General features: G+C 56.9%; 20 protein-coding genes and 3 tRNA genes. 13 read left to right on the top strand and 10 right to left on the bottom strand.

Annotated elements, in window-relative coordinates:
• Window positions 1-99: 99 nt before the first annotated feature.
• The 3 genes from IQ241_RS16045 to IQ241_RS16055 all read right to left on the bottom strand — a co-directional run bounded on the left by IQ241_RS16045 (window position 100) and on the right by IQ241_RS16055 (window position 1,076).
• Window positions 100-172 (bottom strand) — tRNA-Phe (locus IQ241_RS16045).
• Between the two features lie 159 nt (window positions 173-331).
• Window positions 332-775 carry a PPC domain-containing protein gene (locus IQ241_RS16050; protein ID WP_193908995.1) on the bottom strand — a complete coding sequence of 148 codons (444 nt, stop codon included), beginning with the start codon at window positions 773-775 and terminating at the stop codon, window positions 332-334.
• 70 nt (window positions 776-845) lie between these two features.
• Window positions 846-1,076 (bottom strand): hypothetical protein, encoded by a 231-nt coding sequence (locus IQ241_RS16055; protein WP_193908997.1) that lies wholly within the window; start codon window positions 1,074-1,076, stop codon window positions 846-848.
• A gap of 266 nt (window positions 1,077-1,342) precedes the next feature.
• Between IQ241_RS16055 and IQ241_RS16060 the strand changes: the two genes are divergently transcribed.
• The 4 genes from IQ241_RS16060 to IQ241_RS16075 all read left to right on the top strand — a co-directional run bounded on the left by IQ241_RS16060 (window position 1,343) and on the right by IQ241_RS16075 (window position 5,501).
• A complete protein-coding gene (locus IQ241_RS16060) occupies window positions 1,343-3,154 on the top strand; it encodes an ABC transporter substrate-binding protein (RefSeq protein ID WP_193908999.1) in 1,812 nt (603 codons plus the stop codon).
• 156 nt (window positions 3,155-3,310) lie between these two features.
• On the top strand, window positions 3,311-4,294 hold the full coding sequence (locus IQ241_RS16065; RefSeq protein WP_193909001.1) for a pentapeptide repeat-containing protein: 984 nt from the start codon (window positions 3,311-3,313) through the stop codon (window positions 4,292-4,294).
• Window positions 4,295-4,565: 271 nt separating this feature from the next.
• Window positions 4,566-4,778, top strand: coding sequence for an acetyltransferase (locus IQ241_RS16070; RefSeq protein ID WP_193909003.1), 213 nt, complete (start codon window positions 4,566-4,568; stop codon window positions 4,776-4,778).
• Between the two features lie 90 nt (window positions 4,779-4,868).
• A complete protein-coding gene (locus IQ241_RS16075; RefSeq protein ID WP_193909030.1) occupies window positions 4,869-5,501 on the top strand; it encodes a Uma2 family endonuclease in 633 nt (210 codons plus the stop codon).
• Here IQ241_RS16075 and IQ241_RS16080 read toward each other — a convergent pair.
• Window positions 5,491-6,036 carry a (2Fe-2S) ferredoxin domain-containing protein gene (locus tag IQ241_RS16080; protein ID WP_193909005.1) on the bottom strand — a complete coding sequence of 182 codons (546 nt, stop codon included), beginning with the start codon at window positions 6,034-6,036 and terminating at the stop codon, window positions 5,491-5,493. The two genes, IQ241_RS16075 and IQ241_RS16080, sit on opposite strands and share 11 nt — an antisense overlap.
• Window positions 6,037-6,138: 102 nt before the next feature.
• Window positions 6,139-6,375, bottom strand: a complete 237-nt coding sequence (locus IQ241_RS16085) for a tautomerase family protein (protein ID WP_322743681.1) — start codon at window positions 6,373-6,375, stop codon at window positions 6,139-6,141.
• A gap of 96 nt (window positions 6,376-6,471) precedes the next feature.
• Between IQ241_RS16085 and yidD the strand changes: the two genes are divergently transcribed.
• The 3 genes from yidD (at window position 6,472) to IQ241_RS16100 (ending at window position 9,222) form a co-directional block, all read left to right on the top strand.
• Window positions 6,472-6,732 carry a membrane protein insertion efficiency factor YidD gene (yidD, locus tag IQ241_RS16090; RefSeq protein WP_193909008.1) on the top strand — a complete coding sequence of 87 codons (261 nt, stop codon included), beginning with the start codon at window positions 6,472-6,474 and terminating at the stop codon, window positions 6,730-6,732.
• A 96-nt stretch (window positions 6,733-6,828) separates the two neighbouring features.
• Entirely contained in the window at window positions 6,829-7,722 is an 894-nt protein-coding gene (locus tag IQ241_RS16095; protein ID WP_193909010.1) for a glycine betaine ABC transporter substrate-binding protein, read from the top strand.
• 162 nt (window positions 7,723-7,884) lie between these two features.
• Complete coding sequence (locus tag IQ241_RS16100; RefSeq protein WP_193909012.1) at window positions 7,885-9,222, top strand: PhoH family protein; 1,338 nt, start codon at window positions 7,885-7,887, stop codon at window positions 9,220-9,222.
• 26 nt (window positions 9,223-9,248) lie between these two features.
• Here the strand turns inward: IQ241_RS16100 and IQ241_RS16105 are convergent, their stop codons facing one another.
• Window positions 9,249-10,214, bottom strand: coding sequence for a DnaJ C-terminal domain-containing protein (locus tag IQ241_RS16105; protein WP_193909014.1), 966 nt, complete (start codon window positions 10,212-10,214; stop codon window positions 9,249-9,251).
• A 76-nt stretch (window positions 10,215-10,290) separates the two neighbouring features.
• A complete protein-coding gene (gene dnaK / locus IQ241_RS16110; protein WP_193909016.1) occupies window positions 10,291-13,152 on the bottom strand; it encodes a molecular chaperone DnaK in 2,862 nt (953 codons plus the stop codon).
• Between the two features lie 293 nt (window positions 13,153-13,445).
• Here dnaK and IQ241_RS16115 point away from each other — a divergent pair.
• From IQ241_RS16115 to IQ241_RS16140, 6 genes are all read left to right on the top strand, one after another.
• A tRNA-Leu gene (locus IQ241_RS16115) sits at window positions 13,446-13,527 on the top strand.
• Window positions 13,528-13,695: 168 nt separating this feature from the next.
• Window positions 13,696-14,847 (top strand): glutamate--cysteine ligase, encoded by a 1,152-nt coding sequence (gene gshA, locus IQ241_RS16120; RefSeq protein WP_193909018.1) that lies wholly within the window; start codon window positions 13,696-13,698, stop codon window positions 14,845-14,847.
• Between the two features lie 52 nt (window positions 14,848-14,899).
• Window positions 14,900-15,367 carry a tRNA (cytidine(34)-2'-O)-methyltransferase gene (locus tag IQ241_RS16125; RefSeq protein WP_193909020.1) on the top strand — a complete coding sequence of 156 codons (468 nt, stop codon included), beginning with the start codon at window positions 14,900-14,902 and terminating at the stop codon, window positions 15,365-15,367.
• 720 nt (window positions 15,368-16,087) lie between these two features.
• On the top strand, window positions 16,088-17,920 hold the full coding sequence (locus tag IQ241_RS16130; RefSeq protein ID WP_193909022.1) for a peptidoglycan DD-metalloendopeptidase family protein: 1,833 nt from the start codon (window positions 16,088-16,090) through the stop codon (window positions 17,918-17,920).
• Between the two features lie 231 nt (window positions 17,921-18,151).
• Window positions 18,152-18,224, top strand: a tRNA-Met gene (locus tag IQ241_RS16135).
• A gap of 81 nt (window positions 18,225-18,305) precedes the next feature.
• On the top strand, window positions 18,306-18,938 hold the full coding sequence (locus tag IQ241_RS16140; protein WP_193909032.1) for a peroxiredoxin: 633 nt from the start codon (window positions 18,306-18,308) through the stop codon (window positions 18,936-18,938).
• A 61-nt stretch (window positions 18,939-18,999) separates the two neighbouring features.
• On the opposite strand, the gene IQ241_RS16145 is transcribed toward IQ241_RS16140, so the two are convergent.
• The 3 genes from IQ241_RS16145 to IQ241_RS16155 all read right to left on the bottom strand — a co-directional run bounded on the left by IQ241_RS16145 (window position 19,000) and on the right by IQ241_RS16155 (window position 21,911).
• On the bottom strand, window positions 19,000-20,544 hold the full coding sequence (locus tag IQ241_RS16145; RefSeq protein WP_193909024.1) for a D-alanyl-D-alanine carboxypeptidase family protein: 1,545 nt from the start codon (window positions 20,542-20,544) through the stop codon (window positions 19,000-19,002).
• A 177-nt stretch (window positions 20,545-20,721) separates the two neighbouring features.
• Window positions 20,722-21,471 (bottom strand): DUF554 domain-containing protein, encoded by a 750-nt coding sequence (locus tag IQ241_RS16150; protein WP_193909026.1) that lies wholly within the window; start codon window positions 21,469-21,471, stop codon window positions 20,722-20,724.
• A 41-nt stretch (window positions 21,472-21,512) separates the two neighbouring features.
• Complete coding sequence (locus tag IQ241_RS16155) at window positions 21,513-21,911, bottom strand: GxxExxY protein (RefSeq protein ID WP_228021778.1); 399 nt, start codon at window positions 21,909-21,911, stop codon at window positions 21,513-21,515.
• Between the last annotated feature and the right edge of the window lie 5 nt (window positions 21,912-21,916).

The following is a 21,916-nucleotide window of genomic DNA, read 5'->3' on the forward strand; positions in this document are numbered from 1 at the left end:
ATGGGTTGAGACAGCTTCAACCCATCCTATACCTGATGGCTCGTACCCTTATGCACAAACGTCTAATGCCAGGATTTACGCTTTAAAATCTTTATAAAATGCCAGGAGGCGGACTTGAACCGCCGACACGAGGATTTTCAGTCCTCTGCTCTACCAGCTGAGCTATCCCGGCGCGCAAATTGCGCTTAACTAAGGTAGCAAAAGATTGTGATGGTTAGCAAGGAAATCTTGGGTGTCTTTGATTAGGGGAGTACCCTTGCGAAACTAGGCCCCTGGTTTTGATCAGATCCTGGCCATAAAGGCGAAAAGCAGCAGCTCGGTCGGCGGGGAGCTACTCGATCGGGCGCAGACGGGCCAACTTGAGAGAAAATTCGCCTGAGCCTTCGCCGGCATAGGAGCGGACGCGGACGGTGTACTTACCGGTTTCAGTAATCCGGGCGAACAGCAGCGAATTCGTCGTGCCGTCGGGGCCGTCGTCGTTTTCGCTAATGGTGATGCCGTTGGTATTCATCAGCGTCACCAGGGTGTCGAACTCTTCAGAAATGGCGTCGATGGTAATCTGGTCGCCTTCCTGAAGCTCCACGACGTAGTCTCTGGCAAAGCCGCCAAAGCCGGTGGGGATGTCCTGCTCGGAAAGGGTATCGGTGATTTCGCGGCTATTGGGCAGGCTGATCGGGCTGTAGAGCTGGGCTGAGGCCCGGCCTGCGGTCAGACCGGTCATAACCAGAGCAGCGGGAACCAGCAGCGTGTAGCTGAAGAATCTAGATAGTTTCATAGGAAATCTGAATATTCTTTCCAGAACGAAGTCGGCAAGTTTCTGCCATTATGGCCCATATTTTGGCAATTTAAAGGTTCAAATTGGGCGCTTCTTTATAGTAATCATCGGCGCTGATGTTCTCGGCCTTAGCCTGCTCGTTGATGCAGCCGGACTTTTTATTGAACTGGCAGACCCTAGCCCATAGCTTGGCTCGCGTTCCCGGTGGTCCAGCGGAAAATAAAACGCGATCGCCCCCCGCCGTGCCGACCATAATTTTGACCTGGCAAATTGGGCAAGTCTGGGTTTTAGGTTCGCTCATCCCATCACCTGATAAATTCTCCTGTTTCTCACCTTGCCATAGGAGTGGGGGCGAGCGGGGTGGTTTGCGAAGAAACGTCATCTTTGGAGGGTGGGTGGGTAAAGAGTAGAGAGTAAAGAGTAGAGAGTAAAGAGTAAAGAGTAAAGGGTAAAGAGCTGAGAGTTGAGAGGGGATGTTCGGGAAGCGTTGCTGTAGACGTTAGGGATGATGGAGTTAGGGGGTAGGGGCTATATTGGGGGCAGACTTTTTTTGAGCTTCTAGCGGCTATGTCTTTGCAGTCATTTCGATTTGACAAGGGGCTATTCGGATTTAGGCATCGGCTTTGGGGGCGGGTTTTGGCTGGGCTGATGGCGCTGACACTGGCCGTGGTGCTGCCCAGCTGTAGCCTGTCGATGTTTGAGACCCAGGCGGCGGATGTGCCTCGGATTGTTGAGGGGCTGCTAAGCGATCCGAAAACTTTTAACTATGCGCTGAACAATGAGTCTCCCAATATTTTTGGGCTGACCTATGAGGGGCTGGTTACTGATAATCCTTTAACGGGCGAAATTGAACCTGCTCTAGCCGAATCCTGGGACGTTTCTGACGACGGGATGAATATCGTCTTTACGCTGCGGGAAGGGCTGAAGTGGTCGGATGGGGAGCCGCTGACGGCGGAAGACGTCGTCTTTACCTATAACGACATTTTTTTGAATGAGGAAATCCCAACCGATACCCGCGACATTTTGCGAGTGGGTGAGGAAGGCAAGCTGCCGCAGGTGCGTAAGCTAGACGAGCGCCGGGTGGAGTTTCAGATTCCGGAACCCTTTGCGCCCTTTTTACGGATTACCGGCCTGGCGATTTTGCCCCAGCATGTCTTGGAACCACTGGTGGCGGAAAAAGATTCCCAGGGTCAGCCCAAGTTTCTCTCCGCCTGGGATACCAGCACCGACCCAGACAAGCTTGTGTTCAATGGCCCCTACATGCTGGAACGCTACGTGCCGGGGGAGCGGCTGATCTTTGAGCGAAATCCCTACTACTGGCGTACTGGGCCAAATGGCGAGCAGCAGCCCTACATCGAGCAGATTGTCTGGCAGATTGTGGAGTCGCAAAATAGCGAATTTGCTCAGTTTCGCTCGGGCGGACTGGACGATATGTCGGTCACGCCGGATAACTTTTCGCTGATGAAGCAGACTGAAGAGCAGGGCAACTATACGGTCTACAACGGTGGCCCTGCGCCCGGCACGCTATTTATGACCTTTAATCTGAACCAGGGCTCGCGTAATGGTCAGCCCCTAGTGAACCCAGTGAAGGCGCGCTGGTTCAATGCTCTGGAGTTTCGTCAGGCCGTTGCTCACGCCATCGACCGTGAGACCATGCTGAATAATATTTATCGCGGCCTGGGCGTGCTGCAAAATTCGCCGATTTCCTATCAGAGCCCCTATTTCGCCAGCGAAGAAGACGGCCTACCGGTGTATGAGTATGACCCTGAAAAGGCTAAGGAGCTGCTGCTGTCGGCGGGTTTCCAATATGCGTCCGACGGTCGGCTGCTGGACTGGGACGACAACCCGGTGCGGTTTACGCTGCTGACCAATGCGGGCAATGCTATTCGGGAAGCGGTGGGGGCTCAGGTGAAGCAGGACTTGGGTAAGATCGGCATTCGGGTTGATTTTCAGCCGATTGACTTTGGCTCGTTAGTCAGCAAGCTGAGCGATAGCCTAGAGTGGGAGTCAATCGTCCTGGGCTTTACCGGCGGCATCGAGCCGAATAATGGCGCTAACCTCTGGCTAGCCGATGGGGGGCTTCATTTTTTCAACCAGAAGCCCCCGCCGGGTGCGGCCCCGCTGGAAGGTCGCGAGGTGTACGACTGGGAGGCCGAAATTAGCAACCTCTACATCGAAGCGGCCCAGGAGCTGGACGAAGACGAAAGGCGGGAGCTCTATGTCGAGACGCAGCGCCTGACCCAAGAATATCTGCCGTTTATCTATTTAATCAATCAGTATTCCATGGTGGCCGTACGAGACAAGATTAAGGGCGTTGAATATTCGGCCCTGGGCGGCGCGCTATGGAATATTCATGAATTGCGCATTGCTGAGGAGTGAATCGCTGCCCGTTCTAGGCTGGCGCTAGAACTCCCGGACTGGCGGAAACCATAAAGATTGCTGTGATTTGCGCCGCGATCGCGACCGCAGCCGCCATAATCAAGCATACGCTTACAATAGTAGTCAGCAATAGAACGAGCGACGCCACCGTAGCGCATGGATGATATCGACCGAGCCTATCGCGTCTTGGAGCTAGACCCCAAAGCTTCGATGGCAGATGTAAACCAGTCCTATAAGGATCTGGTGTTCATTTGGCATCCCGACCGGATCCCGGCGGAGAAGACTCGCCTGCGCGAAAAGGCTCAGGAGAAACTGAAGCTGCTGAACGAAGCTCGGGCTTTGCTGCGATCGCGCAACGGCAAAAGCAGCGCTGCTTCCGGCAGTCGGGCAGCCAGCCGTAACGCGGCAGCCAGCGAGCCGTCCCAGAGCGCTCGTTCGACGTCACAGTCCAGGGATTCTGCCCGAGCCTACAGCGCCTACAGCCGACCCAGCTATCGCCCACCCTACGAATCCTACTATCGGACTTCGGCTGCCTATACTGCTCGAGGCGGCGGCAGTAGCGCTAGCAGTAGTAGCGGCAGTAGCAACGGCAGCAGCAACGGCAGCAGTAGTAACGGTAGCAGCACTCGCCCTTCCCGCTATGGCAGCTACTATTCCGCCGCCAGTGCCGAGTCTGCTCAGACCAATCAGTCTAGCGCCGGGCGCTACCCCTCTAGTCGCTATCCCCGTTCCTCACAAGACGAAGCCTCCGAGGCCCCTGCTCGCAGCCGCCAGGCTCCTGACCTTAGCGGGGCGGACTTCCAGGGTGCCAACCTGAGGGAGAAAGACTTTTCGGGCCGCAACCTGAGCAATGCCAACCTCAGCGAGGCCGACCTCAGCGATGCCTTTCTGCATAAGGTCAACCTCAATCGGGCCAACCTGCGCAAGGCTCGATTGTTCCGAGCTAACCTGCTCCAGGCTGACCTGAGCCATGCCAACCTGAGCGGCGCCGACCTAATTGGGGCTGACCTGAGCGGCGCTGACCTAAGCGGCGCTGACCTGAGCGGGGCGAAGGTCGGCTACGGCGATAAGATTATGGTTAAGCTGATTGGCGCAACGCTGACTGGGGCAATTATGCCCAATGGGACCATTCACGATTAGCCGCCTATCCTACCAGTCCGCTATGAGTCGGTCATCAGTCGGCCATTAGCTGGGAACTCTGGACTTCGAAAACGGCCCCTTACTCGGCTTCCCCGCTGTCATAGATTCATTGCCGTCAGCTTTAAACCTCTATTCTAACTGGAGTGCCGATTCTGTCTGTGCGCGATGCAGCAGCGTCCCTTCACTCCTTTTAGCAGATTTTAAAGATCCACTACTCTGATACGGTGGTGATGGACAACGACTATTAATCAATACATTTCTATACATTTCTATGTTTTTACAAAAGAAAGGCACCGATACCCTAATCAAAATTATGGAACCGGAAGAGCTATTTGACCCGGTTAAGACTTCAGTAAAAGGGCGCGATCAGAAAGGACAAGCAGAGCAGGCCCCAGAAACCTTTGAGAAGTCAGAGCTAGTTTTTCCCTCAGGCGAGTCGCTACCCCGCTGCTGGGTCGATGCCGACTATCGCCTCAAATCTTAAAGTGCTGCTCGAGTCAAATTTCTCGCTAGCATGAGCAGAAAAGCTCAGCAGTATGACGGAAATAGGTTTTGGCAGATTGACGGTGGCGCGATGGTACTTCTCAGAGATTTATCGAGTCAGCTCGCGCTTGACGATCCAGAAGAGCGGCGGGTCTTGAGCTATGTATCCTGGTCGCAGTACGAAACTTTACTCGCTGACCTAGGGGAAGCGTCTCCCTACCGGCTGCAATTTCTAGATGGCGTGTTAGAGATTTTGGCCCCCAGTCGCCGGCATGAAAGCGGCAAAACTCGCATCGGAGACTTACTGCTGATTTACTTTCTAGAAACGGATACGGAATATTTTCCAATGGGCTCAACTACCCTGCGGCAGCCAGAACGCCAGGCTGGAGGTGAGCCCGACGAAAGCTATTGCATTGGCACGGATAAAGACATTCCCGATCTGGCGATTGAAGTCATCGTCACCAGCGGCAGCATCAATCGGCTAGAACTTTACCGTCGGCTAGGCGTTCGGGAAGTGTGGTTTTGGCAAAATGATCGTCTCCTGCTATACCATCGGCGCGAAGAAACCCCGACTCAGTTTGCGCTGACTGCTGGCTATGAACCCATTGCCCAAAGCGAGCTGCTGCCAGACCTGGATATGGGGTTACTCACGGACTGTATCCAAAACCCAAACCCCTTAGCAGCGGCCAAAGCCTTTCGCCGGGGTATTCAAGCTAGTCGCTAGCGTGGGCAGGGGTCTGTAGGGCGCTAGTCGGCGAGTGACGCTGGATGATTTCTTCAACCTGGCTAGGCTCGACGTTTCGATACTTAACGTTCTTAGGCAGAATGCGGATATTTGGGCCGTGCTTACAGCCGCCCAGACAGCCGCTGGCCTCTAGCTTGAGCGAACTGGGCTGCTCCGCCAGGGTCGATTCAAACGCCTGCCAGAGTGCAGTGCCGCCGCGCTTACAGCAGTTTTTCTTCTGACAGATTTGCACCTTGGGTGCTGATTTATTAGACTTCTTGGCGAGCTTAGCGTCGTAGGTAATTCTGGCCTTGGGCGAAAGGGGAACAATTTGCACCGCCTGCAGGCCCTTTTTTTCTGACTCGGCCCAGACGCGGACGATGTCGCCGACTGCCAGCTCTTCGTGCGCGATCGCGCGCAGCGGCTTGGGCAGCTGAATGCGCTTCAGCCCCTGGGACGTTTCCAAATGCATTGCCTTGAGCTTGCCCTTAGAGGAGCTGAGGCTCTCGGTATAGCGGCCTTGTAGGACTTGCATAGTCAAAATGAGCAGCGGATAGCGTAACATCTGTAGGATTTGATCATACCCTAGCCAGTCATTACAGCAATTTTCAACCCCACAAAGGACAAGGTTATGACGTTAGGCTCTATCCGACTTTAGCAGCCCGCCTTTGCCCCACATGTCGTCTTCGTAATCCTGCAAGAAAATGGTGACCGCCTCTGCTGGCAGCCCATAGGCTTCTTGAAAGGCTTCGGTGATTCGCTTCACCAACAGCCGCCGCTGGTCTAACGTGCGGCCCGGGGATTGCTGAATCGTAATCAGAGGCATAGGTTTTCCTAACGCTATACCTCTATCTATATCAGTAATTTTAGCAATTCTAGGGTGGTCTGCCTTACCCGGTTGGCCCTGGGATCGCTTTCGTCAATCTGAGCCGCGATCGCTATAGTGAAATCAGGTCTGCTAATCAACATCATGAAACTTGTTCTGGTCTGGCTGATTCGAGGCTATCGGCTGCTCATTTCACCCCTGTTTCCGCCGGTGTGCCGATTTCAGCCGACCTGCTCGCAGTACGCGGTTGAGGCCGTAGAGCGCTTTGGCCCGGTACGCGGCAGCTGGCTAGCGCTGCGCCGAATTAGCCGCTGCCATCCCTTCCACCCCGGTGGCTACGATCCGGTGCCAGAGGCCGCTGGGCGAAGTTCTGATAGCAAAACCGAGGAGCGACACAACCTCTAGGCGGTAGAGTCTGCCTTCAGCCACAGCGCGTTCAGCGCCTGGGGCCGATAAAATGAGGGCGAGTGAAAGCTCAAGCTTTATCGCAAGGAAATGTCCATGCTAAATCGACGTATTTTTATCGGTGCTTCGCTCACCGCCTGGTTTGGGCTGCTGACAGCCTGCTCCTCTGGCGGTGACCAGCCCCAGCTCACCGTCGGCTCTAAGGAATTCACCGAGCAGTATATTCTCGGCAATATGTACGAAATTGCCTTAGATAATGCCGGTTTCGATGCCGAATATAAGGTGCTCGCCAGTTCCAATGAGAATCATGAGGCCCTGCTGAACGGCGAGATTGACCTGTATCCCGAATATACGGGGACGGCGCTGCTGAGCATTTTCAATCTGGAATTTGACCCCGGTCAGACGGCGGATCAGGTGTATGACACCGTGGAGGAAGCCTATAATGCAGAAGGCCTGGCGATTCTAGAGCCGACTTCTTTTAACAATACCTACGCCCTGATGATGACCCAGGAGCGAGCCGACGAACTGGATGTGAAAACCGTCAGCGACTTATCTACAAAAGCTGGTGAGCTCAAGCTCGGTACCGACCGCGAGTTTCCTACCCGGGCCGATGGTCTAGTCGGTTTACAAGAGGTCTACGGCGGGTTCAACTTTGATGACGTGGTCGTACTCGATGCAGGCTTACTCTATGCTGGCCTGGAAGAAAACGAAATCGATGTGACAACCGGGTACGGTACCGATGGCCAGATCGATGCCTTTGATCTGGTCGTTTTAGAAGACGACAAGGGCTTCTGGCCACCCTACCCGGTCGTCCCGGTCGTGCGGCAGGAGGTGCTAGACGAGCATCCTGAAATTGCTGATGTGCTCAACCCAATTGCGGCTCTGCTCGATAGTGAGACGATGCAGCAGCTGAACTGGGAAGTAGCCGGTAACAGCCGCGAACCCGACGAGGTCGCCCGCGAATTTTTAGAGACGAACGGGCTGCTTTAACCGGAAGTCGTCGCCCGTTTTTAGGTTGGGGGTAGCTTGACTCCTGAACAAATCCCTAACCTATAGGCAGCTCACGCTTCCCTTAGGTAAATTTGCCAGGCTGCCCAAAAAAAAATGATCTGATAGAGTGAAGGCTGGCCGCTTCTCTCTCTAGGCTAGTTAATGAAGAAAACCTTCGTCCTCGATACCAATGTGCTGCTGCACGATCCCAATGCGATGCTGCGGTTTGAGGACAATGAGGTGGTTTTACCCATTACAGTCATCGAAGAGCTGGACCGCTTCAAAAAACGCCCCGAAGAGGTTGGCCGCAATGCCCGGCTGGTCTCCCGTACGCTAGACCAGCTGCGGCTCCAGGGTAGCCTCACCGGCGGCATTCAGCTCGACAGCGGCGGGCTGCTGCATGTGGCCCTGTGCCATCGTGAAACCCTCAGGCAGCTGCCGCCGGAGCTAGAGGGTGACCAGGCTGACAACGCCATCCTAGCGGTGGCGCTGGAGCTGAAGCAGCAGAGCGATCGCCCCGTCGTGCTGGTCAGCAAAGATACCAATTTGCGGATCAAGGCCGACACGCTGGGGCTGCTGGCGGAGGACTATGAGACCGACAAAATCGACGTCTCTGATTTATATACAGGCGTCGATCAGGTTTTAGTCAACGCAGAGACTATCGACAGCCTGTTCAAGCAGGGGGCTGTGACCCTAGAGGGCAAATTCTACCCCAATCAGGCCCTGACGCTGGTCGATGTGACCAATCCCAACCATACGGCGCTAGCCCTAGTCGATTCCCAAAGTGGACCCCAGAGCGGCCTGATTGTGCCGTTGGCCAAGCTACCCCACGCCGGAATCTCGCGGATTCAGGCTCGCAACCGAGAGCAGCAGTTTGCCTTTGCGCTGCTGCTGAATGACGCTATCCCGCTGGTCACTCTAGTGGGCAAAGCGGGAACGGGGAAGACGCTGGTCGCGATTGCGGCTGGCCTCCATAAGGTCGCCGACGAACAGCACTACAGCCGCCTGCTGATCTCCCGCCCGGTCGTGCCGATGGGGCGAGATATCGGCTATTTACCCGGCGACATGAACGAAAAGCTGACCCCCTGGATGCAGCCGCTCTACGACAACTTTGACCTGATTTTCAACACTCAGGAGATGAAGGGCCAGGCCAGCCACTGGCGGCGCGGCCATGAGGAGCTGGCCGACATGGGCCTATTGCAGATCGAGGCGCTCACCTATATCCGCGGTCGCACCATTCCCAAGCAGTTCTTCATCATCGACGAAGCGCAGAACCTTACGCCCCACGAGGTAAAGACCATCCTCACCCGGGCCGGAGAAGGCACCAAAATCGTCCTCACCGGCGACACCGCGCAGATCGACAATCCCTACGTCGATGCCGCCAGCAACGGCCTCACCTACGCCATCGAGCGCTTCCGGCACGAGCCTCTGGCCGGGCATGTGACGCTTTATCAGGGCGAGCGGTCTGACTTAGCGGCCCGAGCTGCAACGCTGCTGTAATCCTTGTTGGATCGATCTGACAGGATCTAAACTGGCAGATTCGCGCGCGGTTCAAAGGCCTCAATCTGCCGCAGCTCCTCGTACAGGGCTTTTTCCTCGTCGCTCAGGACCGTGGGAATGACAATTTCAATCCGCACGATCTGATCGCCCCGCCGGTCTCGGCCCATAGGGTAGCCTTTGCCCTCCAGCCGCAGCCGCTGGCCCGGCTGCACGCCCGGCGGAATCAGCATATTCACCGGCCCGTCCAGCGTTGGCACGCGGATGGTACCGCCCAGGGTCGCCTCGCTGGGGGTGATGGGCACCTGGCAAAACAGGGTGCCGTCCTGGAGCTCGAAATAGGGATGGGGCTCAACCTCGATGCGCAGGTAGAGGCTGCCGCCGCTAATCCCCTGCCCCCGCAGCCGAATCCGCTGGCCCGTCACCATGCCCGGCGGCATGTCTACTTCTAGGGAGCGACCGTCCTCCAGGCGAATCCGCTCCCGACCGCCGGTGTAGGCTTTCTCCAGCGGCAGCACTAGGTCAGCCTCAGCATCGCGGCGGCTGGGCCGGGGCGGCTGGGCTTTGTAGGCGGTTTTACTTTTGCCAGGGCGGTAGGGGTCGGCGGTCGGCGGCTGGGCCGAGGCTTTCGTCCGGTGGCGCTTGAGCAGCTGATCGACGAAATTGTCGAAGTCTTCGAATTCCTTGAACTCAATCTCGTCTAGCGAAACCTGGCCGTTCGCCCGCTGGCTCTGGCTGCGCTGCCCCCAGACGCCCTTGAAGCCCTTCTGCTTCCAGTAGCGACTGAAGCTTTCATACTGCGATCGCTTTTCCCGATCGGACAGCACCTCATAGGCTTCACCCAGCAGCTTGAACTGCTCTTCGGCGGCCTTGTCTCCGGGGTTGAGGTCGGGGTGGTACTGCCGCGCTAGCTGCCGGTAGGCCTGCTTAATTTCGTCGGTGGTCGCGTCTCTCGAAATGCCTAGAATTTCGTAGTAGTTCCGAAAGTTTTGCATGAACGATGGAGCTCAGGTGCGGTTAGGAAATGGCTGAAAAGTCAGCGCCTGGGTATGGGTCAGGGTGAGTCAGGGACTATAGCCGTTCATCCTCATCGCCCCAGTAGTCGTCTTCATAGTCGCCACGACTGCCGTAGGGGCTGCGGTCGTCCCGGGGGACGGGACGCCTCGGCGTCCCGGGGTCGTAGCCGCCCGGCGCATTGCCCGAATAGCTCCCCGAATAGCCCTCTGGTGCATTGCCGGAGTAGCCATTGGGGTTGAGATCGCGCGAGCCACTACGATATTCCGGATAATCACTGGCCCGATAGTCATTGGCCCGATAGTCATTGGCCCGATAGTCATTGGGCCGGTAGTCTTCTGGGTAACCCGGCGAATAGTCGCTGGGCCGATAGTCATCGGGCCGGTAGTCTTCCGGATAGTTGGGCGGATATTCGCTGGCATAGTCGCGGCGTCCGTAGTCATCGCGGTACTGGTTCGCTCGCTCGCCGGGGCGCTCGGGCAGCGGGGGATTATACCGGGAGTCGCCCCTATAGTCATCACGACCATAGTCATCGCGGCCATAGTCATCCTGATAGGGGCGATCGCCGTAGGCGGCGGGTCGATCATTTTCCGGATAGGGCCGATAGGGCGGTTCGCGGCGGGGCGGGGCCGGGCCGCGGTCGATGCGCTCGGGCGGCGGGGTGCTACGGCTGTTGGTCGCCCAGGCATCCTCCTGCTCCCAGGGGTCGAAGCCAGCATCGGGCTGGCGTGACGCCCCACCTAGATCCGCACCGCTGCGGCCATTGCGCGGGGGCGGATAGGTGCCAGGAGCGGTGGGCCGATCCCGATCAGGCCGCCCGCGATCGCGCGGGTTGCCGCTTTCCCAGTCGTCATTCCAGTCATCCCAGCTGCTGCTGCGCTGGCGACGACCGCCCCACTCGGGGTCATCCCACTGGGCCTGCTGCTCCCAGCCACCGGCCCGGCCGCCCGGGTAGCTGCTGCCCGGGTAGCTGCTGCCGGGATAGCCGCTGCTGGGATAGCTGTTGTAGTCGTACTCACGACGGTAGTCTTCATCGTCGCCAGCAAAGGCCCGCCGCAGGGTGCCGCCGATCTGGCCCAGAAAGCCGTCTTCTTCGTCGTCTAGGTCGTAGAGGTAGGCTTCGCGGTTGAGCTCGTAGACTTCATCCTGTAAGTCGGCCTGGGCAATATCGATACCGCGTTCATCGTTCCGGGCCAGGCCATCGCGCAGCGCCTGGATCAGGGCCTCAATGCGGCGACGGCGATCGCGAGAAAACTGCAGACCAAAGTCGAGTGCGACTTCTCGCAGTACTCGCTCGGCCTGGAAGGTCAGCACCTCGGCCCGGTTGCGCTTCTCGATCCGCTCTCGCTGCAGCCGATCGGTCTCGGCAAATTCTTCGGCCTCGCGGATCATCTCCTGAATTTTTTCTTCCGATAGATTAGACGCTTCCTGGACAGTGATGCTCTGCTGCCGGCCGGTGGTCTTATCCATCGCCGAGACCTGCAAAATGCCATTAGCGTCGATGTCAAAGGCCACCTGCACCTGCGGGATGCCACGCGGGGCCGGGGGAATGCCCATGAGCTTAAAGCGGCCCAAAGATTTATTATCGGCCACCATCTCCCGCTCGCCCTGGAGCACGTGAACTTCGACGACGGTTTGATTATTCTCAGAGGTGGAAAAGACGTCGGAGCGGCGGACGGGAATCGTCGTATTGCGCGGAATAATTTTCTTCATCACGCCGCCAATCGTTTCCAATCCCAAAGACAGCGGCGACACATCCAGCAGCATGATGTCTTTGACTTCGTTGGTCAAAATGCCCGCCTGAATCGCGGCCCCCACCGCCACCACCTCGTCTGGGTTGACGTTCTGGTTGGGGACGCGGCCCATCAGAGACCGCACCAGGTCCTGTACCATCGGCATGCGGCTGGCCCCACCGACCAGGACAACTTCATCTATTTGAGAGGGACTCAGGCCCGCATCGGCCATAGCCTGCTTCAGCGGTGCCTGGAGCTGGCTGACCAGGTCGGCACAGAGCGACTCAAACTGCGATCGCTCCAGCCGGGTCTCGATATGCTTAGGCCCCTCTTCGGTAGCGGTGATAAACGGCAGATTAATCTCGGTTGACGCAACGCCGGAAAGCTCAATTTTGGCTTTCTCAGCGGCTTCGGTCAGGCGCTGTAGGGACTGACCATCGCGCCGCAGGTCGATGCCCTCATTTTCCAAGAAAGCATTGGCCAGCCAGTCGATGATCTTCTGGTCAAAGTTGGTGCCGCCCAGCTGGGTATCGCCGCTGGTAGACCGCACCTGAAAGACGCCGTCGCCTACCTCTAGAATCGACACGTCAAAGGTGCCGCCGCCCAGGTCAAACACCAAAATCGTCTGGTTATATTCCTGCTCCAGGCCGTAGGCCAGGGCAGCGGCAGTCGGCTCATTAATAATCCGCTTCACCTCCAGCCCGGCAATCCGCCCGGCGTCGCGGGTCGCCTGCCGCTGGGCGTCATTGAAGTAGGCGGGCACCGTAATCACCGCGCCCGTGACCGGCTGCCCCAGGTAGCGACTGGCCTCCTCCGCCAGCTTCCGCAGCACCATGGCTGAAATCTCTTCCGGCGCAAAACTTTTGTCCAGGCGCGGGCTGCGGATTTTGACGTTGCCCTCTGAATCTTTACGAACGGTGTAGGGGACCCGCTTGGACTCTGACGTCAGCTCGGCGTATTTGCGCCCGATGAAGCGTTTAACCCCATAGAAGGTATTCTGCGGATTGAGCACGGTCTGGCGGCGAGCCATCTGGCCGATCAGCTTTTCGCCTTCATTGCTAAAGGCCACCACCGAGGGCGTCGTCCGCATACCTTCTGCGTTTGCAATCACGACGGGTCTGCCGCCCTCCATGACGGCAACCACTGAGTTGGTCGTGCCGAGGTCGATGCCGACTACCTTACCCATTCGCTAGGTTTCTCCTGTGTCTCTGACAATGTAGCCCCGATTAGGCCAGTGGCAGCCCCCACAATTAATCACGTTTGATCAGGCTGCTCGGTATTCTAAGCCACCACCGCATCCTAAAACCGGGATGGAATGGCCCCTTTTCCTAATCATAATGTTTCCCCAGGGGAATCCGCTGCTAGAGGTGGACTCGTCGAGGTCGCTTGAGGTGAAAACGCAAGTCAGGTTAAATCCTAAGATTTGGCGAAAACGGCTGCCGACAAGTAGGGATTCTTGCTAGGATACATAGCTGATACGCGGATGTGGCGGAATTGGTAGACGCGCTAGATTTAGGTTCTAGTGCCGCAAGGCGTGAAGGTTCAAGTCCTTTCATCCGCATTTAAGGGTCTTCTCAGCTAGTCCGAGCCTGGCTGGAGTAGGCTAGTTGGGCGACTTGAAACAGGTCGCTGGGTTTCTGTGCCGGTCGATTTCCCGTCGATCGATAGAGTCCTGATCGCTCCCATCTCTTATATATAGTGAGTAGACCACTCACGTTGAGGACAATCCGTGCTGCTCTCCAAAGGCTTTGAAGTCGAAATGTATACCGGTCGGCCCGACGGTCAGATTGTGGGGTTTTCCGATCAGATCGTGGCCAACCTCGACGGATTTGTCCGCGAGCCCGACAGCCGCAATGTGGAATATACGACGCCGCCGCTGCGCCGCTACGAGCAGCTGCTCTGTGCCCTGGTCAAGCCGCGCCTGAACCTGCGCCGGTACCTCAAAACCCTGGGCGACTATACGATTGTGCCGGGGAGCACGCTGTCTTTGGGCGATCGCGATCGCTTTTACCGCTCTGACCCCAAAAATCCCTATCACACCTATATCGAAGAAACCTACGGCACAGACGTGGTCACCGCTAGCATTCACATCAATATTGGCATTGCCGACCCCGAGCAGCTGATCCGGGCCTGCCGCCTGATTCGGGTGGAAGCACCGCTGTTTCTAGCTCTGACCGCCGCTTCCCCATTTTTAGATGGGCAGCCCACCGGGTCTCACTCCACCCGCTGGCAAATGTTTCCCCAAACGCCTGACTATGTACCGCTGTTTGAAAGCCACCTAGACCATATTCGCTGGGTCGAAGCGCAGCTGGCCCAGGGCACCATGCAGAACGTCCGCCATCTGTGGTCATCGGTGCGGCCTAACGGCGATCGCCGCCCCTACAACCTGAATCGGCTGGAATTGCGGATCTGCGACCTGGTAATCGACCCGCTAGCGCTGTTGGCGGTGACGGCCCTGCTCGAAGCCCGGCTGATGCAGCTGCTGGCGGTGCCCCAGCTCGACCCGCTAGAAGCCAGCCAGCTGCCCGTCGCCACCCGCCAGCAGGATTTGCTCGAGCTGACCCGGCAAAATGAACAGGCTGCCACCCGCAGTAGCCTCGATGCTCAGCTCCGCCACTGGCGCAGTGGTGAAACCATCCTGGCTCGCGACTGGGTAGCTCAGCTCTATGCAGAGGTTCAGCCGATTGCCAAGCAAACTGGGATTAGCTGTTTTCTACAGCCGCTAAAGAAAATTTTGCGAGAGGGCAACCAGGCTCAGCAATGGCTGCGGCAGTATCAGCGGGGGGCATCCGTCAGCGAAATTTTGGGTCAGGCAATCCAGACAGCCCAGGTCGAGGAAAGTGCCTTAGCAGAGGAAGTTTGCCAGCCGCTGGCCGTCTAAGCCGAAATGATTAAAAACTCCTATCGGTTAGCGGTTAATTTTTGAGCCAATAATGCCGCGAATTGTCCTTGTAAATCCAGAAATTCCGCCAAATACTGGCAACATTGCGCGAACCTGTGCGGCTACCTGTACTGAGCTTCACCTGGTTGCGCCACTCGGCTTCGAGCTCAGCGATCGCTATCTGAAGCGGGCTGGTTTAGACTATTGGCCCTATGTCGATCTTAAGGTACATGACTCAATCGATGACTTTTGGTACTCTTTCACTCAATCTGCAGGCCGAGCCGTTGGCTTCAGCGCCAAAGCTTCAGATAGCTATATAGATATTGAGTACGCTGAAGACGACTGGCTGCTGTTTGGGTCTGAGACCCGTGGTCTAGCGGCCTCGGTACTCCAGCGCTGCGACCGACGGGTAAAAATCCCGATGGTTCAGCCCCAGGTCCGCAGTCTTAACCTTTCGGTGAGCGTCGCCATCGGGCTGTTTGAAGCGCTGCGGCAGGAGCAGTCGCGATCGCGGCAGTAATCCTCCAGCGCCACTTTTATATCCAGACAATAAAACAGCAGCTAATCTCCCCGCTAAAGCTAGCCGCGAGCTCACCATTGGCAACCCTTTGATAAGAATTTTCTATTGAGCATTGACCGCTGCCAAGGTCAGCGTAAACGTGTCCTGACAGCCTATTTTTAGCTTGGAACTAACGGTCGAAACCCGGCTAGTGAAGCTGGCTGAGAGGGGTTAAAAAACACCGGCTCCGGGCCTCAAAACCAGATAGGGAAGGGATTTCTACGACTTTAATATATTCAAAAAAACGGATGTTGAGACATTTCCTCAGCACCAGCCTAACTGGCGCTAAGGGGAATTCTACGTTCCCTTTTTCCACCAGCTGAGACGATCCCCAATTTTTTTGAGCCGGTGATTGAATTTTTGGTTAAGTCGTGTAAACTTGCCTAAGCCAGGAAAGCAGAGTACTGTGACCTGAGCAAAGCGGTAACTTCTTCTGAAGCTGCCACCTGACTGTTGAGTTACTTAGTGCTATCGCTCGATAGCCGCGATGCTGTTTTGCAAACCGCTCCGTTCTTGAGCGATTTTCAGATAGTTGAACGCTGGTCATTTGGAGGTGATTCCTTGGAACGAGTAATTTCACAGGAGCCCAAGTCTGATTCGGGTCACTCGTGCAATACCACAGCTCACGAGTTTGATAGCTCCAGTCGCTATGGAAGCTGCAGAGTATCCTCTGCAGCCGCGTTGGGCCTAGCCCTATCGGTGGGCGCTTCTGGAGCCCTTTTTGCCTATCATGACGCCGCGATCGCAGCAGACCTTCCCTCTGCTGACAGGGTTCCGGACATGCTCTCTGATTCGTTGCAGGCCGCGTCTACCGATGTAGACTCAACTGCTCCGACTTACCACGTTGTGGAGGATGGCGAAAGCCTCTGGCAAATCGCTCAGCGATACCACACCGATGTTCAATCACTCAAAGCTGCCAACGGCCTTTCTCCTGAGAATGGACTCCGGGTGGGACTCGTTTTGCGAGTGCCGACGGCTGCCGAGCGCTCTGTGGCTCGTGCGGCGGCACCAGCCAACGTCCCAGTCGCGGCGGCAGCTCCCAATAGCAATACGGCTACCGCTGCCTCTTCGGGGAGAACCGAGAAAGATGAAGCTCTGACTCCAGGTGTGACTGGGCGACTTACTCCGCAGCCGCTACCCCAGGCCGCATCCGCTCCAGTGGAGGCAGCGCCTTCCCCGCTCATGATGCCTGTGGCTGAAACCGAACCCACCGATGTGCTGCGTTCGGCTGGCTTGGTCTCCCAGTCTGATGGCCTCAGGCAGGAATTGGAGAGCCTGCACTCAGCCGAGTCAGCGGCTGAGGCCGAGTCTGAAGCAGCCGCATCGATGCCTAGCCCACCTCCGGCTGCACCAGCTGTTGCCCTGTCTTCGACCCCGGTCAACGCTTCAGTCAGCTACCAGGTGCGGTCGGGTGATACGGTCGGCAACATTGCTCGCTCTTTCGGCATTAGCTCGGAGCAGCTGATTCAGGCGAATGCCATCGACAATCCCAATTTAATTATTGCAGGCACTCAGTTGGTGATTCCCCGTACCCAGGCACAACTGGGTATTGGCGGCCCGGCTCCGACTTTAGCTGCCGCAAACAGGGCCGAATCCTCAACAGCCGAGACAGCGCTAAAGCGCGAGGCGGCTGAGCGCAGTGAGCGTCTGGCCCATTTGCAGGAAACTGCCGTACGTCCATTAGAGTCTACGCTGATGGATGCGGCTGGCCGTACTGAAATCGCGATCGCCAGAGCCGAAGCGACCGGGGGCACAGAGCCCGCAGCGATCCAAGCCGATCCCTACGTCGCCAGCTTGCTTCAGGATGTAGAGGCAATTCGACCGGACCAGACGCCTGTCGTCGATGCGGGAACAGAACTAGCTGAGCCTGCTGAGAGCGAGACCGTAGTTAACCCCGAGTTTCGACCAGATTCTCAATCTGGAGCTCAGGGGCAGGTTTCAGAGCCGCCGCAGCTGGCGGCGGCCGACACTTCCGCTAGCGCCGTTGATACATCAGAGCTGCTGGCAGCCGCTCCGCTGAGCCCAGATGCCTATGCGCCCAATCGGAGCCGTCCGGCGGCCGGGCAGACCGTCTCTCCAGAGATGCCGCTCTTACCCGACGCCGGCGAGTACCTGCCAGAAGCGCCGGATTACTTTGACGGTTACATCTGGCCTACCCGGGGCACCGTTACTTCTGGCTATGGCTGGCGCTGGGGCCGAATGCACCGCGGCGTCGATGTTGCGGGTCCAGTCGGGACACCTATCGTCGCCGCTGCGGCTGGCGTAATCGAGCGCTCGGGCTGGAACTCAGGAGGCTATGGCAACCTAGTAGACATTCGTCACTCCGACGGCAGCATGACTCGCTATGCCCACAACAACCGCCTACTGGTGCGGCAGGGACAGTCTGTGCGGCAGGGACAGCAGGTGGCTGAAATGGGCAGCACGGGCTATAGCACCGGGCCTCACCTGCATTTTGAAGTGCATATGCCCAATCAAGGGACGGTCAACCCCGTCGCCTATCTGCCTGGTCGCTAATCGACGGAGGTGAGTTCAGAGTCCGACTGCTGAATCAATAGGCCAGTCTTTGGGGTCATCCCTGCGAAGACTGGCCCTTTTTACGGCCCCTTTCTGACGACGGGCCTGAATTTAAAGAGAAACGCGTTTTATCGGTCTAAGGCCGCTCACCCGTTTTGCATTTCGTGCTACATTTATTAAGCTTTAATTGTGGCCGCTGGGGCTTATCTCTAGGCCGCAAAGGCGTAACTAGGCTCAGTAGCTCAGTGGTTAGAGCAGGGGACTCATAAGCCCAAGGTCGCAGGTTCAAATCCCGCCTGAGCCATCAAAAGCCCCCATGAAAGCTCCAGTCAGCGTCCAAGCAGCGCTGGCAACGGCTTGTGTTTATGCCTTGGAGAATGCGTTTATGACGAGTCAGTTAGAGGGGTGTCTCAGAGTAGGTCAGCCGGCTCCTGACTTTACGGCAACGGCCGTTTTTGACCAAGAATTTAAGACCGTCAAGCTGTCTGACTACCGGGGTAAGTACGTTGTCCTCTTTTTTTATCCGTTGGACTTTACCTTCATCTGTCCAACCGAGGTGACAGCCTTTAGCGATCGCTACAGCGAATTCGAAGCGATTAACACCGAGGTGCTCGGTGTCTCGGTAGATAGCGAATTTTCTCACCTGGCTTGGATTCAAACCGAGCGTAAGCTTGGCGGCGTAGGAGATCTGGCCTATCCGCTGGTGTCGGATATTCGCAAGGAGATCAGCAAAGATTACGGCGTGCTAGAGCCAGAGCTGGGAATTGCGCTGCGGGGCCTGTTTCTGATTGACAAGGAAGGGGATATCCAGCACATGACAGTGAATAATCTTTCCTTTGGCCGCAGCGTTGAGGAAACGCTGCGGCTGCTGCAAGCAATTCAGCATGTGCAGGAAAATCCGGGCGAGGTCTGCCCGGTAGAGTGGCATCCCGGCGATCGAACAATGATCTCCGATCCGGATAAGCTCAAGGATTACTTTACCGCTGTGCAGCCGAGCAATCAGGCTCAAGCCGACTGAGTTTCTGAGATGCCAGCCAATTGCATTCGGTGAGAGCCGGTTTTGAGCAGACGGGCTGCCTCTATTCTGGGTTAGATGTCGGTTTGAACAGCGCTTGACTGTCGAGATCGCCAACATAGCGCCAGTGCCAGGGCTCTATCGGTGTCCCCGTAGCTGATTCAAAAGACGGCTCAAAGCCATAGTCAGCGCCATGCTGCGCTAGCCAACGGAAGGCGCGGGTCTGGGCAAAGCTGGGATGGCGGTCGGTTGTTTTGGCCGCGTCGTAGTCGCCGATTGCGATCGCATATCCGGTCTGATAGTCACTCAGTCTTAGCCGCCGTTTAGCCTCAGTCGTAGGCGGAGTCGGGCTGTCATAAAGCTGCTCTCGCTGCTCGGCCCGCGACTGGTAGCCTGCCAGCGGGTAGAGGTTCACTCCATCGGCCCGGGCGGCCGCGACCATCGCCCAAAATGCCGTTGCCGCAGCGGGCCGGAGCTGAATGCTGCCGTCTTCTAGCAGGCTAGTGAGCTGCCGCGGCGATGTTTCCGGGTAGGGTTGAGGTCGCGATCGCCAGCTCTGCCAGTTTTGCTGCAAACGGCTCACCCGGTATTCGCCCCACTGCCAGGCATGAAAACCTAGCCCTAGAAAAGTCAGGCTGATCAGGATACCCGCAACGGCCTTGAGCCAAAACAGGTCCGGTAGGGAAGCTGCCGGGCTGGCGGACGGCCCGGCTAATAAAGGCTGCGCTTGCCCCGGAGTCACCATCACCGTAGGTAGGCGGCTATCTTCTGCCGTCTGCCGTCGGCTGACAATACCGGTTAGGGCGGCCAGCGCCGCTTCTGCCGAAGGATAGCGCTGCCCCGGAAGGTCGGTGATCAGCTGGTCAATAAAACGAGTCAGGGTCGGGCTAATTTGGGCGTGATCCTCTTGAGGAGAGGCCCCGCCAGCGTACCGTTTCCGCTCCAGCTGCTCTAGATCTCGGCAGTTCATCCCGGCCAGCGCCTCCAGGGCAATTAGCCCCAGCGCATACAAGTCGTCAGACGGCTGCGGTCGGAACTGCTTGGACGCGGCATAGCGGCTGGCTGGCTGGCAGCTCACGATCCGACCGCTAGGCTCGACCTCAAGCGTGCTGAGCATTTTGACCTGGCCAAAACCGATTAGAAAAATCTGGCCATCGCTTCGGCGGCGAATTAGCGACTCGGGCGTGATGTTGCCGTGAGCGACATTTTGGCGATGGACATGGGCCAACACCCCAAGCACCGCTTCAAGCAACCGCGTCACATAGCCTTCACTCAAGCATTTGCCCGGCACCAGCTCATGACTTAGCGCATGGCCTTCGATAAACTCTTCTGCCAAATAAAATCGCTCTTCCTGGCTGAAGTAGGCAAAAAGCTGGGGGATTTGAGGATGTCGGCCTAGCTGTTCTAGCGTCATAGCCTCCCGTCGAAAGCGCTTCAGCAGTTTAGGATGCGTCTGCCTCAACTCTCTAATCACGCATCGAGCTAGGCTAGGCGAGTGGTGATCGATTGCCAGGTAGGTCGCACCCAGGTGGCCCAGCTGTTTAACAATTTCGTAGCGACCCGCGAGCCGTTCACTCATCTTCAGCGCTGTTCGGGGATGGGAATTCATGGGAATATTCAAGTGAAATCAAGAAAATTTCGGACGGCTACCGCTAGGGTGCTAGCTTGCCTCCCAATTTAGGGCTGAATTACCCGACTCTAGCCGAACCTGGCATAAAACAGCTTCACTTTTTGATTTCTTTGCCCATTAGCGCTATGATGTCTGACTGGTTTGTGAACAGCTGGGTTAAAAGTGTTCGGCTAGATGAACAGCCAGACCGTAAATCACTGGTGCCAACAGTAGAGCCGGTAAGAACGACGCTACCCGAACTTGAGCAATCTCAATCAGGTTCAGACCCAGTCCCAGGATCATGATGCCGCCGATGCCGGTCACAAGCGCAATCCGAGGATCCTGAGCCGGGTTGGGGATTGCTGCCGCTAGGCTACCCGCCAGGAGTGAGAGGCCGCCCTGGTAGATCAGAATGGGCAAAATGGCAAAGCCGATACCAACGCCATAGCTGCCCGCTAGCGCGATTGAAACCAGCCCGTCCATTGTGGCTTTAATCACGAGCAGATTGGCATCTCCGCTCAGGCCGTTGCTGAGGCTGCCGAGCAATGTCATTGGCCCTACGCAAAACAGCAGCGTCGCTGCGACAAAGCCCTCAGTGAACCGACCACTACCGCGAAACTGCTTTTTTAGCCGGTCGCCGACAGTGACGAGCCGCTGCTCTAGCTGCCACCACTCCCCGAGCAGTCCACCGAATACTAAGGCGAGTAGTCCTAAAATTACGCCGTCAATTGAGCCAGCCTGGACGGTTAAGAGCTGCTGCCCCATGGCACTTCCAATGAATAAAGTAAATAGGCCGACGGCCTGGGTGATGATGACCTGCATGCGGAGGGGTAAGCGATCGCGCAGCAGGAGGCCGCAGCCGGTGCCAAGCAAAACGGTTGCTATGTTGATCCAGGTGCCGCTGGTTTTGGCCCATAGGCTTAGCATAGAGAGAACCACGGAGGCACAGAGGTGTAAAAGTTTGGGGTCTAGCCGTTGACGAGGCGTTTGATGCCTTGTTTTAGGACGGGGACATTGTAGTTGATGAGCAGGCCGAGCCAGAGGTTTTTCAGCTTGAGGTAGGTTAGCAGCTGAGCCGTATGGATTGGGTGCAGGATTTCGACCGCTTTGAGTTCGACGATGACCAGGTCTTCCACTAACAGGTCCAAACGATAGCCACAGTCCAGTTTAATCCCCTTATAAACCACTGGCTGAGGAACCTGACTGGCAACCCGAACTCCCTTTTGCTTCAGCTCATAGAGCAAACAGGCCTCGTAAGCCGACTCCAGCAGCCCCGGCCCCAGCTCCCGATGCACCTCAATCGCCGCCCCAATAATCACCCCCGACAAAAAATTCGCCCTATCCCGCTTCATCTCCATCCCCTCCATCCCCT

The organism is Vasconcelosia minhoensis LEGE 07310 (assembly GCF_015207255.1).
Lineage (GTDB): Bacteria > Cyanobacteriota > Cyanobacteriia > Phormidesmidales > Phormidesmidaceae > Vasconcelosia > Vasconcelosia minhoensis.

Coding starts and splice junctions, on each gene's coding strand:
- IQ241_RS16050 (WP_193908995.1), bottom strand. CDS start 775: ATGAAACTATCTAGATTCTTCAGCTACACGCTGCTGGTTCCCGCTGCT.
- IQ241_RS16055 (WP_193908997.1), bottom strand. CDS start 1,076: ATGAGCGAACCTAAAACCCAGACTTGCCCAATTTGCCAGGTCAAAATT.
- IQ241_RS16060 (WP_193908999.1), top strand. CDS start 1,343: ATGTCTTTGCAGTCATTTCGATTTGACAAGGGGCTATTCGGATTTAGG.
- IQ241_RS16065 (WP_193909001.1), top strand. CDS start 3,311: ATGGATGATATCGACCGAGCCTATCGCGTCTTGGAGCTAGACCCCAAA.
- IQ241_RS16070 (WP_193909003.1), top strand. CDS start 4,566: ATGTTTTTACAAAAGAAAGGCACCGATACCCTAATCAAAATTATGGAA.
- IQ241_RS16075 (WP_193909030.1), top strand. CDS start 4,869: ATGGTACTTCTCAGAGATTTATCGAGTCAGCTCGCGCTTGACGATCCA.
- IQ241_RS16080 (WP_193909005.1), bottom strand. CDS start 6,036: ATGCAAGTCCTACAAGGCCGCTATACCGAGAGCCTCAGCTCCTCTAAG.
- yidD (WP_193909008.1), top strand. CDS start 6,472: ATGAAACTTGTTCTGGTCTGGCTGATTCGAGGCTATCGGCTGCTCATT.
- IQ241_RS16095 (WP_193909010.1), top strand. CDS start 6,829: ATGCTAAATCGACGTATTTTTATCGGTGCTTCGCTCACCGCCTGGTTT.
- IQ241_RS16100 (WP_193909012.1), top strand. CDS start 7,885: ATGAAGAAAACCTTCGTCCTCGATACCAATGTGCTGCTGCACGATCCC.
- IQ241_RS16105 (WP_193909014.1), bottom strand. CDS start 10,214: ATGCAAAACTTTCGGAACTACTACGAAATTCTAGGCATTTCGAGAGAC.
- dnaK (WP_193909016.1), bottom strand. CDS start 13,152: ATGGGTAAGGTAGTCGGCATCGACCTCGGCACGACCAACTCAGTGGTT.
- IQ241_RS16125 (WP_193909020.1), top strand. CDS start 14,900: ATGCCGCGAATTGTCCTTGTAAATCCAGAAATTCCGCCAAATACTGGC.
- IQ241_RS16140 (WP_193909032.1), top strand. CDS start 18,306: ATGACGAGTCAGTTAGAGGGGTGTCTCAGAGTAGGTCAGCCGGCTCCT.
- IQ241_RS16145 (WP_193909024.1), bottom strand. CDS start 20,544: ATGAATTCCCATCCCCGAACAGCGCTGAAGATGAGTGAACGGCTCGCG.
- IQ241_RS16150 (WP_193909026.1), bottom strand. CDS start 21,471: ATGCTAAGCCTATGGGCCAAAACCAGCGGCACCTGGATCAACATAGCA.
- IQ241_RS16155 (WP_228021778.1), bottom strand. CDS start 21,911: ATGGAGGGGATGGAGATGAAGCGGGATAGGGCGAATTTTTTGTCGGGG.